The organism is Rhodococcus sp. NBC_00297 (genome assembly GCF_036173065.1).
Classification (GTDB): Bacteria; Actinomycetota; Actinomycetes; order Mycobacteriales; family Mycobacteriaceae; genus Rhodococcoides.
In genome coordinates, this window is the sequence record NZ_CP108041.1 from 3,227,119 (window position 1) to 3,244,044 (window position 16,926).

Genomic DNA, 16,926 nt, shown 5'->3' on the forward strand with positions numbered 1-16,926 from the left:
GGCGCCTCGATCGGCGCGGAAGGCAGATCCAATCATGAGAAAAGTCGTAGGCGTGCTCGCCGCAGTGGCCCTTCTGGGCACGGCTGCGTGTGGATCCTCGTCCGGATCGGACGGTTCGGGTCCCATCAAGATCGGATCCGTGCACCCCACCACCGGTGCGCTGGCCGGTGTCGGTGGACTGATGAACGACGGTGCCGCACTGGCCGTCGAGGACATCAACGGTGCCGGCGGCATCTCCTCGCTCGAGGGGCGTCCACTGGAACTCGTCACCGGTGACAGCCAGGGCAAGGCGGAGGTCGGCCAGAGTGAGGCGCAGCGTCTGATCGACGACGGCGCGGTCGCCCTGGTGGGCACCTATCAGAGTGACGTGACGCAGAACGTCGCATCGGTCGCCGAGCGCTCGCGAGTGCCGCTGGTCATCGACGTCGCGGTCGACGACAAGATCCTCGACCAGGGTTACCAGTACGCGTTCCGTATCCAGCCGAACGCCTCCAGCATGGGTACCGACGGCGCCAAGGCGCTCGCGGCCATCGAGGAGCAGACCGGCCAGCCGATCGATCGCGTGTCGTACCTGCACATCGAGGGCTCGTTCGGTGACAGCGTGTTCGACGCCTTCGAGAAGGAGGCCGCGAACCAGGGCATCTCCTCGGTGCAGGAGATCACGTACCCGGCCACCAACTTCTCCGACGCCACGACGCAGGTGCGCGAGGCCGCGGTCTCCAACCCCGACGTCATCGTCGCGACGGGCTACTACCCGGACGGTCTGCTGATCGCGAAGGCCGTCGCGCAGTTGAATGTCGACGTCAAGGGTGTCTACGGCATCGCCAACGGCGCCTTCGACGACAGTTCCTTCCCGTCTGCCGCCGGCACCGCCGGTGAGGGTGTGCTGTCCGCCAACTACCACTTCGATGCCACCAGCGATCGAGTCAACGACATTCGCTCGCGCTTCGAGGAGAAGTACGGCCGTCCGATGGAGACGGCGGCGATGCTGTCGTACCAGGCCGTCGAGGTCATCGCGGCCGGACTCGAGGACGGCGCCGACGCGGATCCGGAAGCGTTGCGCGAGGCCATCTCCGGGGTCACCATCGACGACCCGCTGCTCGCCTTCTCCTGTCCCATCCAGTTCGACGAGACCGGTCAGAACTCCAACGCGACGGTCATCGTGATGCAGGTGCGCGACGGCCAGGTCACCCAGGTCTTCCCGGACGAGTTCGCCACCGAGGCCATCGAGTTCCCCGCGGGAGCGGGCCGGTGACGGTCGTCGCCGAGAGCGCGGCCACGGAGAAGACCCGGCGCGCCGTGAATCCCGGCGTCGCCGTCGGGGGAGCGCTCGTGGTGATCCTCGCCGTCATCTTCTTCGTCGGCGGCAAGGACCAGGGTCTGGTCGGCCAGGCCATCGTGTCCGGTCTGCTGCTCGGCGGGGTCTACGCGCTGATCTCGGTCGGCCTGACACTCATCTTCGGTGTGCTCGGCATCGTGAACTTCGCCCAGGGCGCGATGCTCACCCTGGCGATGTACATCGTGTACGCGCTGTCGACGGCAGGGTTGCCCGTCTACGTGGCAACGCTTCTCGCGGTTCCCGTCATGTTCGTGTTCGGCATGATCGTGCAGGCCACCCTGCTCACCAAGCTCACCATCGGCGGGAGTCACGAGGGTCCGCTACTGGTGACACTCGGGTTGTCGTTGCTCATCATCAACGTGCTCCTCATGGTCTTCGGTGGTCGGCCCAAGTCGGTCGAGGCGCCCGTGGACGGATCGATCTCGATACTCGGCACCGTCGCGGCCTGGCCTCGGGTGCTCGCGTTCGTCGGTGCCGCGGTCGTGGCCATCGCGCTGAAGTCGGTGCTCGAACGCACGCGCCTCGGGTTGTCGATCCGCGCGGTGGCGTCGAACTCGGAGGGCGCCAAGCTCGTCGGAGTCGACATCGGCCGCGTCTACGCGCTGACGTTCGGTATCGGCGCGGCTTGCGTGGCCGTCGCCGGCGGACTGATGACACCGTTCACGTCTCTCACCCCGTCGGTGGGCGAGCAGTTCACGATTCTCGCCTTCGTCATCGTGGTGCTGGGCGGTCTCGGCAGTGTCGTCGGAGCCATGGTCGGCGGCATCGTCATCGGTCTGGTCCAGACGGTCGGCGCCCTGTACCTCCCCGGTACCGGATCGCTGATCCTCGTCTTCGCCGTGTTCGTCATGGTGCTCTTTCTCAAGCCCGAAGGTCTGTACGGAGGACGCCGATGACCACCACGACGGATGTCTCGACGGACTCCGCGTCCGACACGCGGCTGAAGGACTCCTGGCTGCGACGCCAGTTGCTCACGCTCGTCATCGGATTCGTGGTCGTCGCCGCGTTCCCGCTCGTGCTCGGCGAGCAGGCGCAGACGGTCGCGGTCCGGACGCTGATCTTCGCGATCATGGCGGTCGGCTGGAACCTCATGAGCGGCTTCGGCGGCATGTTCAGCTTCGGTCACGCGGCGTTCTTCGGCATCGGCGCGTACACCGGTGCGTATCTGCTGGTGGAGCACGGCATCTCGCCGTGGATCTCCATGCTCGTCGGCGCCGTGGTGTCCGCCGCGGTGGGCACCACCATCGCCTACCTGTGCTTGCGCTACCGGCTGGCCGGGTCGTACTTCGCCCTGGCGACGTTCGCCTTCGCGCAGATGTTCCTGCTGCTCGTGCAGAATCTCGAGGTCTTCAACAAGACCGAGGGCTTCAACGTGCCGATCCTGCCGCGCGATTCGTGGTGGATGCTGCAGTTCGAGAAGGGCAGTGCCAACTACCTGTGGATCCCGTTGGTGATCCTGGCGCTCGCGGTGCTGGGCACCATCTTCTACGTCCGGTCCCGCCCGGGGCAGTACGTGCAGGCGATCCGTGACGACGCCACCGCGGCAGCCTCTCTCGGTATCGACACGATGAAGTACCGGCTCATCGCGGTCGCGGCGAGCTGCGCCCTCACGGCCGTGGCCGGCGTGTACTACGTGCAGTACTACTTCTTCGTGGGCCCCGAGCAGGCGTTCGGATCCGCGGTGTCCGTCGAGGCCATCGTCCCGGCCGTCATCGGCGGCATCGGGACCATCTGGGGACCGGTGCTCGGCGCCGCGGTCATCGGGCCGCTGTCGGAGCTCATCAACGAGCTGCTGCGCAACCCGCCCGCGTTCCTCGAGTTCCTCCAGGGATCCATCGGACTCGACGTGGCGGTCTACTCGGTGATTCTCATCCTGATCGTGATCTTCCTGCCCAAGGGGATCTTCGGCACGATTCGCGAGAGGTGGCGCAAGTGAGCGTCCTCAGTATCGAGAATCTCAGCAAGTCGTTCTCGGGCATCCACGCGGTGCGCGACGTCAGCATCGACGTCCCGGACGAGCAGTTTCTCGGCATCATCGGCCCCAACGGCGCCGGCAAGACCACCCTGTTCTCGCTGTTGGCCGGCGAGCAGCCGCCGACGTCGGGTCGCGTGATCTTCGACGGCACCGACATCACGGGGTGGCCCGCGGACCGCATCGCGCGCGCTGGGTTGGTGCGTACGTTCCAGTTGATGCGGCCGTTCGAGTCGATGTCCGTTCTCGAGAACGTCACCATCGCCGCACTGTCCAAGCGTAAGTCGCGGAAGGACGCGCGTCGGCACGCTCTCGAGGTGCTCGACCGGGTGCAGCTCTCCGACCAGGTGGGCGGGACTGTGTCGACGATGTCGACGGCCGGACTCAAGCGCCTGGAGCTGGCCCGCGCTCTTGCCATGGAACCGCGGGTGGTCCTGCTCGACGAGGTGCTCGCGGGACTCGTTCCGGCGGAACGTGCGCCGATGATCGAGCTGCTGCGCTCCCTGCACAGCAGCGGGCAGACCGTCCTGTTCGTCGAACACATCATGGCCGCGGTCATGGCGTTGTCCGAGCGTCTGGTCGTCATGCACGAGGGCGCGGTCCTCACAGCGGGGGATCCGCGCACCGTCATCGAGGACCACCGCGTCGTCGAGGCCTATCTGGGTGAGGAGACCGCATGATGCTCGAGATCGACGATCTGCACGCCGGCTACCGGCGACTGGAGATCCTGCACGGTGTCACGATGCATCTGGAGAAGGACGAGATCGTCTCTCTCATCGGAGCCAACGGCGCCGGCAAGACCACGACGCTGCGCGCCCTGTCGGGTCTGGTCACGCCCAGCAAGGGCCGCATCATGTTGGACGGCAACGACATCAGTGGCAACCGCGCCGATCGCATCGTCCGGTCGGGGCTGGTGCACGTCGCCCAGGACCGCGCACTCTTCGGTTCGCTGCCGGTCTCCGAGAACCTGGAGATGGGCGCGTACACCCAGAAGCGCGGGTCCACGAAGGAGTCGCTCGACCGCGTCTTCGATCTGTTCCCCATTCTCGCCGAGCGGCGGACCCAGCGCGCGGACACCATGTCCGGCGGTCAGCAGCAGATGCTGGCCATCGGCCGCGCCATGATGTCGAAGCCGCGTGTGCTCACGCTCGACGAACCGTCCGTCGGCCTGGCGCCGAAGCTCGCCGCCGAAGTCCTCGAGGCCATCGTGCGGATCCGCGAGACCGGGGTGACCGTGCTGATCGTCGAGCAGAACGCCGCACAGGCACTCGCGATCTCCGACCGCGCCTACGTCATCGAGAGCGGATCCATCGTGCTCACCGGTACGGGAGCCGAGCTCGCCCACGACGATCGCGTCAAGGCTGCGTACCTCGGCATCTGATGCCGCACCTCTCGTCAGGAGTTTCTTCGTGCGATTGCTCGCATACACCCCCATCCATGTCGACTTCGCCGAGTTCCGGCGACGTCAGGAGCGGTACGACGCACTGAGCCCGGTGGGCGTGTCCGTCGTCCTGCGCAATATCGGTCCCGATGCTCCGCGCGCGCTGGACACCGAGGCCGACGTCCGAGCGTCCGAAGTGGCACTGGCCGCCGCCTTCCGCGCGTCCGATCCGGACGAGTTCGACGGGTACCTGCCCGACTGCGTGCTCGATCCGTGTGCGGAGGAGGCGGACAGGTTCGAGCGTCCCCTGTACGGACTGACGCGACTCACCGCGTCGTTCTACGCCTCGCAGGGCCACCGCCTCGGCGCCCTCGCCCGCAATGCCGCCATCGCTGCCGAACTCGACCGCCGCGTGGCGGGTTACGGCATCCCCGCCGAGCCGACCGTTGTCATGGACCTGTCGTTCGACGACATCGCGGACTCGCGGGCCTGGGCCGACGCGGTCACCGTCCACGCTCGTGCGCTGACATGTTCGGTGGCCATCAACGCGTGCTCGGCAGTCGATCTCACCGGGCCGCGAACCTCACCGCTGGTCGTGGATCCCACGGCCACCGCCCTGCGCCTGCTCGCACTGCGCGACGAGCTGGAGCCGGCATCGTGAGCGCGGACGGACCCGATCTGATCGTCGCCGGCGCCGGCGGCGGACTGATCGCCGCGCTGCGTGCCGCCGAGCACGGACTCGACGTGCTGGTCGTCGAGGCCAGCGACCACTTCAAGCGCGGCAACAACACCGCGATGTCGACGGCCATGATCCCCGGCGCGGGGTCCCGCTGGCAGCGTGAGGCGGGCATCGAGGACTCCCCGGAGACGTTCGTCGAGGACGTACTCCGCAAGACGAAGGGCGCGGCCGACGCAGAGCTCGCCGGAGCCCTCGCCCGCGTGAGCGCGCCACTCGTCGAATGGATGGCGGATCACCTCGAGGTGCCGTTGTCGCTGGTCACTGATTTCGCCTACCCCGGTCACTCGGCACTGCGCTGCCACACCGTCGAGGGTCGGCACGGAAGCGTGTTGCTCGAGCACCTGGTGCGCGCGGTGACGGTGGAGCCGCGCATCGACGTTCTGGCACCGGCCCGGCTGACCGACGTCCGCGTCGACGACGGTCGCGTCACCGCCGCGGTGATCACGCTCCCGGACGGGTCGACCGAGACGATCCCCACCGACGCGGTGCTGTTGGCCACCAACGGGTACGGCGGCGACCACGAGCGGGTCGCCACCCACGTCCCCGAGATCGCGCATGCTCGCTACCACGGCAGCGAGCACTCCCGCGGAGACGCGCTCACCATCGGTGACCGTCTCGGCGCCGCGACCGCGTATCTCGATGCGTACCAGGGGCATGCGGCGCTGTCGAAGAAGGCCTCGACCCTGGTCGGGTGGGCCACCGTCATGCACGGGGGCGTCGTCCTCGACCTCACGGGACGACGCTTCGGTGACGAGACGACGGGCTACTCCGAGTACGCCGCCCATCTCGCGGCCCGCCCGGAGTCCGAGGGCGTCATCGTCATCGACCGCGACATCCACGACAAGTGTCTGTCGTTCACCGACTTTCGTCAGACAGTCGATTCGGGCGCCGTCGTGTGGGCGGACACGCCGGCCGAGCTGGCCGACGCGCTGGGGCTCCCCGCCGATGTCGTCGTCGACGAACTCGCGGCCGTCGAGAGGTACGCACGGGGTGAGGCGTCGGACCCGCACGGGCGCACCTCGTTCGAGCACGAGCTCACCGGGCCGTACGCGGCGATCCGCATCGTCCCCGCGCTGTTCCACACCCAGGGCGGCCTCGTCGTCGACGGGAACGCTCGGGTCCTGCGACCCGACGGCACCGCGATCGAGGGACTGTTCGCCTCCGGCGGCGCTGCGATGGGCATCTCGGGCCACGGCGCCGCGGGGTACCTCGCCGGCAACGGATTGCTGCCCGCACTCGGACTCGCTTATCTGGCCGCAGATGTCGTGGCCGGTACTCATCACTAGAGAAGGATTGTCATGACGAAGCTTCTGATCACCAATGCCCGAGTCGTACGTCCGGGCGCCGATCATCCCGAGGACGGCGAATTCCTCGACCTGCTGATCGAGGACGGGAAGTTCACCCGCATCGAGGCGGGGATCGATCCGTCGAGCGCCGACACCGTCGTCGACGCCGCCGGCAAGGTCGCATTCCCCGGAGTGGTGGACGCGCACCAACACTGGGGCATCTACAACCCGCTGGGTGAGGACGCCTACACCGAGTCCAGGGCCTGCGTGCAGGGCGGTGTCACCACCTCGCTGTCCTACATGCGCACCGGTCAGTACTACATGAACACCGGTGGTTCGTACGCCGATGTGTTCCCGACGGTGCTCGAGGCCACCGAGGGCAAGCCGTTCGTCGACTACGCGTACCACCTCGCGCCGATGTCGAAGGAGCACATCGCCGAGATCCCCTCGCTCATCACCGATCACGGTGTGACGTCGTTCAAGATCTTCATGTTCTACGGCAGCCACGGGCTGCACGGGCGCTCGACCGACCAGAGCGAATTCCTCATGACGCCGGAGGGCGAGCGCTACGACCTCGCACACTTCGAGTTCGTCATGCGCGGCATCCAGGCCGCACGGGAGCAGCTCGGCGACAAGGCCGATCACATCTCGCTCTCGCTGCACTGCGAGACCGCCGAGATCATGAGCGCCTACACCAAGCTCGTCGAGGAGGAGGGAACGCTCACCGGCCTCGCGGCGTACAGCGCCTCGCGTCCGCCGCACTCCGAGGGGCTCGCGGTCACCATCGCGTCGTTCCTCGCCGACGAGACGCAGCTGCCCAACGTCAACCTGCTGCACCTCTCCTCCCGCAAGGCCCTCACTGCCGCCATGCGGATGGCGAAGGCGTTCCCGCACGTCAACTTCCGTCGCGAGGTGACCATCGGTCACCTGCTCGCCGACATCGACACCGCCTACGGACTGGGCGGCAAGGTCAACCCGCCGCTGCGCCCGCGCGACGACGTCGAGGCCCTGTGGGAGCACCTGCTCGGCGGCGACATCGACTGGGTGGTCAGCGATCACGCGTGCTGCAAGGACGAGAAGAAGTTCGCCGAGGACCGCGGCGACATCTTCGCGGCCAAGTCGGGATTCGGCGGCGCCGAGTACCTGCTGCCGGGACTGGTCAGCGAGGGCCGCAAGCGTGGACTCAGCTGGCGCCGCATCGCGGAGCTGACGTCGCTCAATCCCGCTCGTCGCTACGGACTTCCGGGCAAGGGCGAGATCGCCGTCGGTATGGACGCCGACCTGGCACTGGTCGATCCCGATCACACGTGGACGGTGCGTCCCGAGGATTCGGAGTCCACGCAGGAGTACACCCCCTTCGAGGGCTTCGAACTCGGCGCGAAGGTCACCGACACGTTCGTGCGTGGCCACCGCGTACTCGACAACGGCGCTGTCGCGGGGGAGCCCACCGGCCGCTACCTGCACAGGCCCTACAAGTGACCGGGCCCCTGGAGGGAATTCGCGTTCTCGACGCGTCCACGATCCTCGCCGGTCCGCTGGTCGCCCAGATCCTCGGCGACTTCGGTGCCGACGTCGTCAAGATCGAGCACCCCACCAAGCCGGACGGTATGCGTGGGCACGGTCTGGACAAGGACGGGCACCCGTTGTGGTGGACGATGGTGAGCCGCAACAAGCGCGGCATGACGCTGAACCTCGGCAAGCCCGAGGGGGCCGACGTCTTCCGCAAGCTCGTCGCGGACGCCGACGTGGTGGTGGAGAACTTCCGGCCGGGCACCCTCGAGAAGTGGGGCCTCGGTTACGACGTGCTGTCCGAGATCAATCCGGGTCTGATTCTGTTGCGTGTCACCGGTTTCGGCCAGACCGGTCCCTACTCGACAAGGCCGGCGTTCGGCACTCTGGTCGAGTCGATGAGCGGGTTCGCCCACCTCACCGGCTCGGCCGACGGACCGCCGACGCTTCCCGCCTTCGGTCTGGCGGATTCGCTGGCCGGTATCGCGGGATCGTCGGCGGTCTCGATGGCCCTGCTGCACCGGACGAAGACGGGTAAAGGCCAGCAGATCGATCTCGATCTGCTGAGCCCCATCATGACGGCGGTCGGGCCCGGCATCATCTACGCCGACCAGTTGGGCATCGACCAGGAGCGCACCGGTAACCGGTCGAGCAACAACGCGCCCCGCAATCTCTATCGGACCAAGGACGAGCACTGGCTGGCCATCTCCACCAGTGCCAACTCCATCGCCGAACGCGTTCTCCGCCTCGTCGGTCACCCGGAGGTTCTCGACGAGCCGTGGTTCGCGACGGGTCGTCAGCGCGCGGCCCACGCCGACCTGCTCGACGGATACGTCGGTGGGTGGATCGCCGAGCGCACGCGCGACGAGGTGATCGCGGCCTTCGAGGAGGCCGGCGCGGCGGTCGCCCCCGTCTACAAGCCGAGCGAGCTGCTCGACGATCCGCAGGTCAACGCCATCGAGATGGTCACCACAGTCGAGGACGACGCTCTCGGGCCGGTGCGCATGCAGAACGTCATGTGGCGCATGGGGGAGAGCCCTGGCAGCATCCGCCACACCGGACGTCCGCACGGCGCGGACACCGACACCGTGCTCGCTGAGCTCGGTCTCAGCGACGACGAGGTGCGCACCCTGCACGAGACCGGCATCGTCTGACCGCTCGAGTGGGCACACTGGTGTCCATGACGTCAGCACACAGTGTCGCGAAGGATCTCGGTCGACGGCTTCTCTGGTGGGGCGGCGGCAGTGTCGCGGTCGGTGCCGCCGCAGCGTTGGGCGGCGGCTCTCCCGCGGTCCGTGCTTTCGGCATCCAGACCGCGGGCTGGGGTGCCATCGATCTCGCCATCGCCGGGATCGGGGCGGCCCGGTCCACCGAGGTCGCGGCCGACAAGCTGCGGAAGACCTTGTGGATCAACACCGGACTCGACGTCGTCTACGTCGCCCTGGGTGCACATGTCCTGTACCACCGGCCCACCTTCGGCGGGAGGGTGACGCCGCAGCAGTCCTCCGGGCACGGTGCCGCCGTCGTCGTGCAGGGTGCGGCTCTCCTGGTGCTCGACAGCGTGCACGCGAAACGCTTGTGACTCAGGACTCGGCATACCGTCCGGTCCGAGGGGCACACTGGACTGGAGTCCGCGGACCGACGTGGGCCTCGTGGCCGGTGCGTCCGTCGGGGGCGCACCGGCCGCCCTCATTGCGCGGCTGAAATACCCACCATGTAATTCTCATTTGTCAAGTACCGACACGTGCTTTTGTTGCGGCGTGCCCACTTTTCGGTAACACTCACCACATCAGTCACATGAGTCACGTGAGTCACACAGTCGATCGGTGGGGGTCGGAGTATGCGAGCACGAAGTCGGCAGATCGCGGTGGGGGCCGCGCTGACGTTGGTGGCCAGCGGTCTGGGTGTGCTGTCGGCACCGGTCGCGTCCGCGGAACCGTGCGGTGGTCTCGGTGGCCCCGGCTCGTCACTGCTGGGCGGCTTCTTCGGTAGCAGCGGATCGAGTGGCGGCGGGGGCAGCAACCCGCGCGGGACTCAGCAGCCGCTCGCCCCGATCCGCAGTGGGAACACACAGTCCGTGGGGTGGGTGACCGGACCTCTCAGCGCCAACAACACGTACGACCGTTTCGGCATCTCGGGTACCGATCTCGGCATCAGCTGGGACAACGGCGCAGGCCAGACGCTCATGGCGTTCGGTGACTCCTTCGGCAACTGCTCGGTGAACGGGCAGCAGTGGCGCAACAACCTGCTGCTGCGGTCCAGCGACGACAACCTCTCCGACGGCATCACCGTTCCCGACGCCGTGCCCGGCGACAGCGCGTCCGGCTCCATCGTCCTGCCGGCGACGCCTCGGTACGCCGAGCAGATCGTCCCGACGCTGCGGTTGCCGGAGATCGAGGTGACCACCATCCCGACGGCCGCCATCGCCATCGACGGTGTGCAGTACCTGAACTACATGTCCGTGCAGAGTTGGGGAGCGCCCGGCCGGTGGGTCACCAACTTCTCGGCCATCGCGACGTCGAGGGACAACGGGCAGAGCTGGACGACGGACCCGATGACCATTCGCGTCAACAAGGGCGTCACGATTCCCGGTGTCGCTCAGGTCAACGAGGCCAACGGCCGATTCCAGATGAACGCATACGCCAAGGGTCCCGACGGCTGGCTGTACCAGTTCGGAACGCCCAACGGCCGTTTCGGTGCAGCCTTTCTCGCCCGTGTGCAACCGGCGGACATCCTCGACCTGACGAAGTACGAGTACTCCACCGGTGATGTCGCGCGCCCGTGGTCGACCGATGTCGCCGATTCGAAGAAGGTCGTCGACGAACCGGTCAGCGAGCTCAGCGTCTCGTGGAACGCGTACCTGAAGAAGTACGTGATGCTCTACGGCGATGAGAACCAGGGCTCGATCGTCGCCCGCACCGCCACGGATCCGCAGGGACCGTGGAGCCCGATGACAACTCTGCTCGGGCGTGCGGAGACCATCGGCGGCGTCTACGCCCCGTACATCCACCCGAAGTCGAGCGGGCGTGACCTGTACTTCACTGCCTCGCGCTGGTCCGACTACAACGTGATGCTGTTGAAGACGGATCTCGATGCGCTGAAGTGACGGCTACTTCGGCGTGATGTGTTGTGCCGCTTCGCTGTCGGTGGACTCGTAGTTCCGACCCATCTCGGTGAAGGTGTCGGCGAGCGACGACGCGATCGCGATGTGCGCCTGAAGCAAGGTCGACAAAGACCCCGGCCCACCCACCGCGAGCTCGGAGTACTTGCGCGCCAGCGCCAGGCCGGAGGGGAGGGTGCCGAAGCCCTGTGCGAAGTCCTGCACTTGGATGGTCGACCTCACGGCGGTGATGCCTTCGGCGAATTCTGCGCACGCACGGGCACATCGCTCCGCGGCCTCCGTGGTTATTTCGAGCTCGTTCAACCCTGTCACGGTGCCCCCGTCATGGTGGTGTCGCGCTCTCGAGAGCGCCTGAAATGCGCCTGGCTTCTGCGCAGTAGTCGCCGACAGTTGATGGATCACCCGCGTTTCTCACGGCGAACTCAATTGCCCCTGCGGTCGATGCGTACGCGATGTGGCAGGCCTCGTCGAGAGTTCCCGGCAGTTGCTGGAAGCTGAGCGCTGGGCGCCCGCCTATATCTATATCCTCTGGGTTCACGGATCGGCTGTCTCCGCGGAACTCTGATATCGCTGTGGTCGTCGACGAGATGGTCAGGACGAACCAGTCCTGCCGGAACGAGCAGTACCGCCAATGACTGTTTCCCTGATCGAACTGACCCGAGTCGACAATCTCCGCGTTCACGCCCGCAGCCGCCACGGCGTCACTCGGAATGGTGCACGGATCCCACAGCTCCGCGACGGGTTCGCCCGAGACGCCGGGGGAGCAGGCGCCGCAGAACACGAGCGCAGCCACGGCCACCCCACCTCGAATCCATCGCACTCGAACTTGGACGCGGTCAGCGGCCTGGCGGTTCCCATGCGGATCCGCGCGGGTTCTGGTCAGCCGCGCGCGGTCCAACCGGCGCGGGTGTCCGAACGGTGCTCGGATCCGCCGTGACCGCTGGCCGCGCAGCTCCCAGCACTGCGCGCAGGCCACGGACTTGCGCGTACTGCTGCACGGTGCGCGTCTGCGGCGCCGACCGACGCGCCGATCCGCGCGACCGTCAGCACCCCCGCTCACCACAACCGGCGCACCCGACCGGAGCGTGCGCGGACAAGCGAGCACCACCATCCGCTCACCGCCCAGCACCGTGCGCAGGCCACGTCCAGCGCGTACTGCCGCGCAGTGCGCGCCGGCACCCACCCGCCCCGCACTTACCCGCACCCACCCGCACCGCACCCACCCGCACCGCACCCACCCACCCACCCGTTCGCCCCCGCCAACCCCACACCCCCGCCCACCCGGCCCGGTAGCGTCGACACGGTGATCTCCGCCGAGGACTGCGCCCGCGCACTGCGCCGCGCGGGCCTCGACGACGTGCTCACCGATGGCACGACCCGCGCCGCCTATTCGTCCGACGCGTCGCTCTACCGCGTGCACCCGCTCGTCGTCGCGCGGCCCCGTCGCACCGAGGACATCGCGGCGGCCGTCGCGATGTGCCGCGAGACCGGGGTTCCGCTGACCATGCGCGGCGGCGGCACGTCCGTGGCCGGCAACGCGGTGGGTACCGGGGTTGTGCTCGACGTCAGTCGGCACCTGAACCGGGTGCTCCACGTCGACCCCGAGGCGCGCACCGCGACTGTCGAACCCGGCGCCGTGCAGTCGGTGGTGCAGAAGGCAGCGGCGCAGCACGGGCTCCGGTTCGGTCCCGACCCGTCCACCTTCACGCGCTGCACCGTCGGCGGCATGATCGGGAACAACGCGTGCGGCTCGCGCACTCTCGGCTACGGCCGGACCTCCGACAACGTCTCCGCGCTCGACGTGGTGACGGGCAGCGGGGAGCAGCTGCACCTGCCGAGGGACACCACGTCTCCGACTCTCGATGCGCTGCGGCAGATCGTCGCCGGCGGACTCGGAACCGTCCGAACGGAATTCGGCATGTTCGGCCGCCAGGTCTCCGGCTACGCGCTGGAGAACCTGTTGCCGGAGAACCGTTTCGACGTCCGCCGGATGCTGGTGGGCAGCGAGGGCACGCTCGCGGTCACCACTCGCGCCACCGTCGGCCTGGTGACGGAGCCGGCGTTCCGCATCCTCGTCGTTCTCGGGTACCCGGACATCGCCACCGCCGGTGACGCCGCGCCCACCGTCCTGACGTTCGCGCCCACGGCGTGCGAGGGCATCGATTCGCGCATCGTCGACGTCGTCCGCGAACGCCGCGGACCCCATGCGGTTCCGCCGCTTCCCGGCGGCGCCGCGTGGTTGTTCGTCGAGGTCGTCGGCGATACCCGCGAACAGGCCATGGACCGAGCCGACGCGGTCGCACGCGGCTGCGGAGCGGTCGACTCCCTGGTGGTCACCGACGCGGAACGCGCCGCTCGGCTGTGGCAGATCCGAGCAGACGGCGCCGGACTCGCGGGGCGCAGTCCTGCGGGGTTGCCCGCACACGCCGGGTGGGAGGACGCGGCGGTACCGCCGGCCTCGCTCGGCCGATACCTGCGCGACTTCGACGACCTCATGACGCAGTACGGGGTGACCGGGCTGCCGTACGGGCACTTCGGTGACGGGTGCCTGCACGTGCGCATCGACCTGCCGCTCGACAAGCCCGGTGGGACAGGGGTGTTCCGCCGGTTCCTCGTCGACGCCGCCACGCTGGTGGCGCGGTACGGCGGGTCGTTGTCCGGTGAGCACGGCGACGGCCGTGCGCGCAGTGAGCTCTTGCCGCGGATGTACTCGGCGGACGCACTCGCGTTGTTCGGTGCCGTCAAGCATGCGTTCGATCCCGACGGCATCCTCAATCCCGGCGTGCTCGTGGATCCTCGACCTCTCAACGTGGATCTCCGCGTCCCGGCCGCGAAGCCTCGGACGCTGCTCGCGATGGCCTACGCCGAGGACGGCGGCGACTTCAGTCAGGCCGTGCACCGGTGCACGGGCGTCGGCAAGTGCCGCGCGGACACCACCGGCACCAGCGGGGTGATGTGCCCGTCGTACCTGGCGACTCGGGAGGAGAAGGACTCCACCCGCGGGCGCGCCCGGGTACTACAGGAGATGATCAACGGCACCGACGTCACCGGCGGGTGGCGCTCGCCCGAGGTGCACGATGCCCTGGATCTGTGCTTGTCCTGCAAGGGATGTGCCTCGGACTGTCCGACCGGTGTCGACATGGCGTCGTACAAGGCCGAGGTGCTGCACCAGAGCTACCGACGTCGGCTACGCCCTGCGGCGCACTACTCGCTCGGGTGGCTCCCGCGCTGGGCTGCTGTCGCCGCTCGGGCGCCGCGCGCCGTCAACGCCGCGGCACGGCTTCCGGGTGTGGGTCCGCTGGCACTGCGGGCGGCGGGCATCGATCCGCGTCGCTCGATACCCGAATTCGCCCCGACGACGTTCCGGCAGTGGTTCCACGAATCGCACCGGCCCACGACCGGTGATCCCGTCGTGCTCTTCGTCGACTCCTTCACCAATCACTTCACGCCCGAGGTGGGCCGGGCGACGGTGCGTGTGCTCAAGGCGGCGGGCTACCGGCCGCGGCTGACCGAGAAGCAGCAGTGTTGCGCTCTCACGTGGATCTCGACCGGTCAACTGGACGCCGCGAAGCGCATCCTGGGACGCACCGTGGACGCCTTGACCGAGGCGTCGGACGGCGGTGTTCCCATCGTGGGTATCGAACCGTCGTGCACCGGTGTACTACGAAGCGACGCAACGGAACTGCTCGGCAAGGAGCGCGCCGCACAGGTCGCCGAGGCCACCCGCACGCTGGCCGAACTGCTCACCGAGCGCGGGTGGGAACCGCCGTCCCTGAACGGCCGAGAGGTAGTGGCGCAGCCGCACTGTCACCATCACGCCGTGATGGGCTGGGGCGCAGACGCGACTTTGCTCGAGAGAGCGGGCGCCGATGTGCAGCGCCTCGGTGGTTGCTGCGGGCTCGCCGGGAATTTCGGCGTCGAGAGGGGGCATTACGACGTCTCGGTCACCATCGCCGGTCAGCAACTTCTGCCGGCGGTGCAGTCGGCGGCGGACACCGCGTCGATTCTGGCCGACGGCTACTCCTGCCGTACCCAGCTGTCCGATCTCACGGATCGCCGCGGTGAGCACCTCGCGCAAGTGTTGGCGAGCGCGTTGCCTGATGAGACGGAGTGACGTGTAACACTCGTCGAGGTGGGGTATGCCCTGCCGAAACAACCGTCCTGGGGGGACATCATGGCTTTCGATCTGACGCTCACACCGGCCCAACACGAGTTGGTCGTTCGTGCTCACGACTTCGCCGAGAACGTGGTGCGGCCGGTCGCGCAGCACTACGACAAGGAGCAGGAGTTCCCGTGGCCGGTGCTGCAGGAGGCGGCGCGTGCCGGCTTCTACTCGCCGTTGTTCTACCGCGACCTCATCGGTGACCCGACAGGGCTCTCGCTGCCGGTGTTCATGGAGGAACTGTTCTGGGGTTGTGCGGGAATCGGTCTCGCGGTGGTGATGCCGGCGCTCGCGCTGTCGGCCATCGGCCAGGCGGCGACGCCGGAGCAGATGCTCGAATGGGCACCGCAGTGCTTCGGCACCCCGGACGATCTGAAGTTGGCAGCGCTCGCCATCTCCGAGCCCGAGGGCGGCAGCGACGTTCGCAACCTGCGGACCACCGCGCGGCAGGACGGGGACGACTGGATCATAGACGGCCACAAGATGTGGATCGGCAACGGCGGCATCGCGGACGTCCACGTGGTCAACGCCAATGTGGACCCGGAACTCGGTCACAAGGGCCAGGCCCTGTTCATCGTCCCCGGCGGGACCCCCGGACTGGAACTCGTGCGCAAGCTCGACAAGCTGGGGTGCCGTGCATCCCACACCGCGGAGCTGAAGTTCAACAGTGTCCGCATCCCCGGCGCCAACCTCCTGGGCGGCCTCGACAAGCTCGAGCACAAGCTGGCCAAGGCGCGCGAAGCGGAGAAGACCGGAATCAGAGGTCGCTCCGCCACTCTCGGAGCGCTCGAGCAGACACGACCGATGGTGGCCGCTCAGGCACTCGGAATCGCCCGTGCCTCCTTGGAGTACGCGACGAAGTACGCCAACGAGCGTGAGGCGTTCGGGTCACCGATCATCGACAACCAGGGCATCGCCTTCCCGCTGGCGGATCTCGCGATGCGGATCGACGCGGCGCGCCTGTTGACGTGGCGCGCCAGTTGGATGGCGGCCACGGGTGTCGCCTTCGAGCGCGGCGAGGGGTCGATGGCCAAGCTCGCCGCCACCGAGGTCGCGGTGGCCTCCACCGAGCGGGCGATCCAGACGATGGGCGGGTGGGGCTACATCACCGACCACCCGGTGGAGAAGTGGTACCGCGACGCCAAGCTGTACACCATCTTCGAGGGCACCAGCGAGATCCAGCGCGTCGTGATCAGCAATGCGATCGCGCAGCAGGACGGCGCTCCGCCGCTGCACGTACAGATGGATGCCGACGGGTCGGCGCTCAACAAGGCGTTCGGCCGCGGAACCGAGACGCGCACGAAGGTGATGGACAAGGCGATGGCGGCCAAGGACAAGGTGCCCGAGCCGGTCCTGCGCGGTGCCATGAAGTTCCTGCAGCCACCCAGCCGGAAGTAACCCGACAGTTTCGAGGACC

The 16,926-nt window shown here is 67.9% G+C and carries 15 protein-coding genes; 13 read left to right on the forward strand and 2 right to left on the reverse strand.

What is annotated here, in order from left to right:
- Positions 1-34 precede the first annotated feature (34 nt).
- From OG947_RS15250 to OG947_RS15300, 11 genes are all read left to right on the forward strand, one after another.
- On the forward strand, positions 35-1,255 hold the full coding sequence (locus OG947_RS15250; RefSeq protein ID WP_328812203.1) for an ABC transporter substrate-binding protein: 1,221 nt from the start codon (positions 35-37) through the stop codon (positions 1,253-1,255).
- Positions 1,252-2,235, forward strand: coding sequence for a branched-chain amino acid ABC transporter permease (locus OG947_RS15255; RefSeq protein ID WP_027504755.1), 984 nt, complete (start codon positions 1,252-1,254; stop codon positions 2,233-2,235). The genes OG947_RS15250 and OG947_RS15255 overlap by 4 nt, the downstream gene beginning before the upstream one ends.
- Positions 2,232-3,275: a branched-chain amino acid ABC transporter permease gene (locus OG947_RS15260; protein WP_056442070.1), complete on the forward strand. Its 1,044-nt coding sequence runs from the start codon at positions 2,232-2,234 to the stop codon at positions 3,273-3,275. The genes OG947_RS15255 and OG947_RS15260 overlap by 4 nt, the downstream gene beginning before the upstream one ends.
- Positions 3,272-3,991, forward strand: a complete 720-nt coding sequence (locus OG947_RS15265) for an ABC transporter ATP-binding protein (protein ID WP_328812204.1) — start codon at positions 3,272-3,274, stop codon at positions 3,989-3,991. Before OG947_RS15260 ends, OG947_RS15265 begins: the two co-directional genes overlap by 4 nt.
- Positions 3,988-4,692, forward strand: coding sequence for an ABC transporter ATP-binding protein (locus OG947_RS15270; protein ID WP_027504758.1), 705 nt, complete (start codon positions 3,988-3,990; stop codon positions 4,690-4,692). Before OG947_RS15265 ends, OG947_RS15270 begins: the two co-directional genes overlap by 4 nt.
- A 28-nt stretch (positions 4,693-4,720) precedes the next feature.
- The gene (locus OG947_RS15275; RefSeq protein ID WP_328812205.1) at positions 4,721-5,353 is read left to right on the forward strand and encodes a hydantoin racemase; all 633 of its coding nucleotides are present in this window, start codon (positions 4,721-4,723) and stop codon (positions 5,351-5,353) included.
- Positions 5,350-6,717 carry an FAD-dependent oxidoreductase gene (locus OG947_RS15280; protein ID WP_328812206.1) on the forward strand — a complete coding sequence of 456 codons (1,368 nt, stop codon included), beginning with the start codon at positions 5,350-5,352 and terminating at the stop codon, positions 6,715-6,717. Before OG947_RS15275 ends, OG947_RS15280 begins: the two co-directional genes overlap by 4 nt.
- 12 nt (positions 6,718-6,729) lie before the next feature.
- Positions 6,730-8,196, forward strand: coding sequence for a dihydroorotase (locus tag OG947_RS15285; protein ID WP_328812207.1), 1,467 nt, complete (start codon positions 6,730-6,732; stop codon positions 8,194-8,196).
- Positions 8,193-9,380 carry a CaiB/BaiF CoA transferase family protein gene (locus OG947_RS15290; protein WP_027504762.1) on the forward strand — a complete coding sequence of 396 codons (1,188 nt, stop codon included), beginning with the start codon at positions 8,193-8,195 and terminating at the stop codon, positions 9,378-9,380. The genes OG947_RS15285 and OG947_RS15290 overlap by 4 nt, the downstream gene beginning before the upstream one ends.
- Before the next feature lie 26 nt (positions 9,381-9,406).
- Positions 9,407-9,808 carry a DUF6992 family protein gene (locus tag OG947_RS15295; protein WP_328812208.1) on the forward strand — a complete coding sequence of 134 codons (402 nt, stop codon included), beginning with the start codon at positions 9,407-9,409 and terminating at the stop codon, positions 9,806-9,808.
- 258 nt (positions 9,809-10,066) lie between these two features.
- Positions 10,067-11,332: a DUF4185 domain-containing protein gene (locus OG947_RS15300; protein WP_307108352.1), complete on the forward strand. Its 1,266-nt coding sequence runs from the start codon at positions 10,067-10,069 to the stop codon at positions 11,330-11,332.
- Positions 11,333-11,335: 3 nt separating this feature from the next.
- Here OG947_RS15300 and OG947_RS15305 read toward each other — a convergent pair whose 3' ends face one another.
- Both OG947_RS15305 and OG947_RS15310 read right to left on the reverse strand, forming a co-directional pair.
- On the reverse strand, positions 11,336-11,569 hold the full coding sequence (locus tag OG947_RS15305) for a hypothetical protein (RefSeq protein WP_328812209.1): 234 nt from the start codon (positions 11,567-11,569) through the stop codon (positions 11,336-11,338).
- 100 nt (positions 11,570-11,669) lie between these two features.
- Positions 11,670-12,140: a DUF3558 family protein gene (locus OG947_RS15310; RefSeq protein WP_328812210.1), complete on the reverse strand. Its 471-nt coding sequence runs from the start codon at positions 12,138-12,140 to the stop codon at positions 11,670-11,672.
- A 510-nt stretch (positions 12,141-12,650) separates the two neighbouring features.
- On the opposite strand from OG947_RS15310, the gene OG947_RS15315 reads away from it, so the two are divergent.
- Together OG947_RS15315 and OG947_RS15320 are read left to right on the forward strand one after the other, a co-directional pair.
- Positions 12,651-15,461: an FAD-binding and (Fe-S)-binding domain-containing protein gene (locus tag OG947_RS15315; protein WP_328812211.1), complete on the forward strand. Its 2,811-nt coding sequence runs from the start codon at positions 12,651-12,653 to the stop codon at positions 15,459-15,461.
- Between the two features lie 60 nt (positions 15,462-15,521).
- On the forward strand, positions 15,522-16,907 hold the full coding sequence (locus tag OG947_RS15320) for an acyl-CoA dehydrogenase family protein (RefSeq protein ID WP_328812212.1): 1,386 nt from the start codon (positions 15,522-15,524) through the stop codon (positions 16,905-16,907).
- Positions 16,908-16,926: the final 19 nt, after the last annotated feature.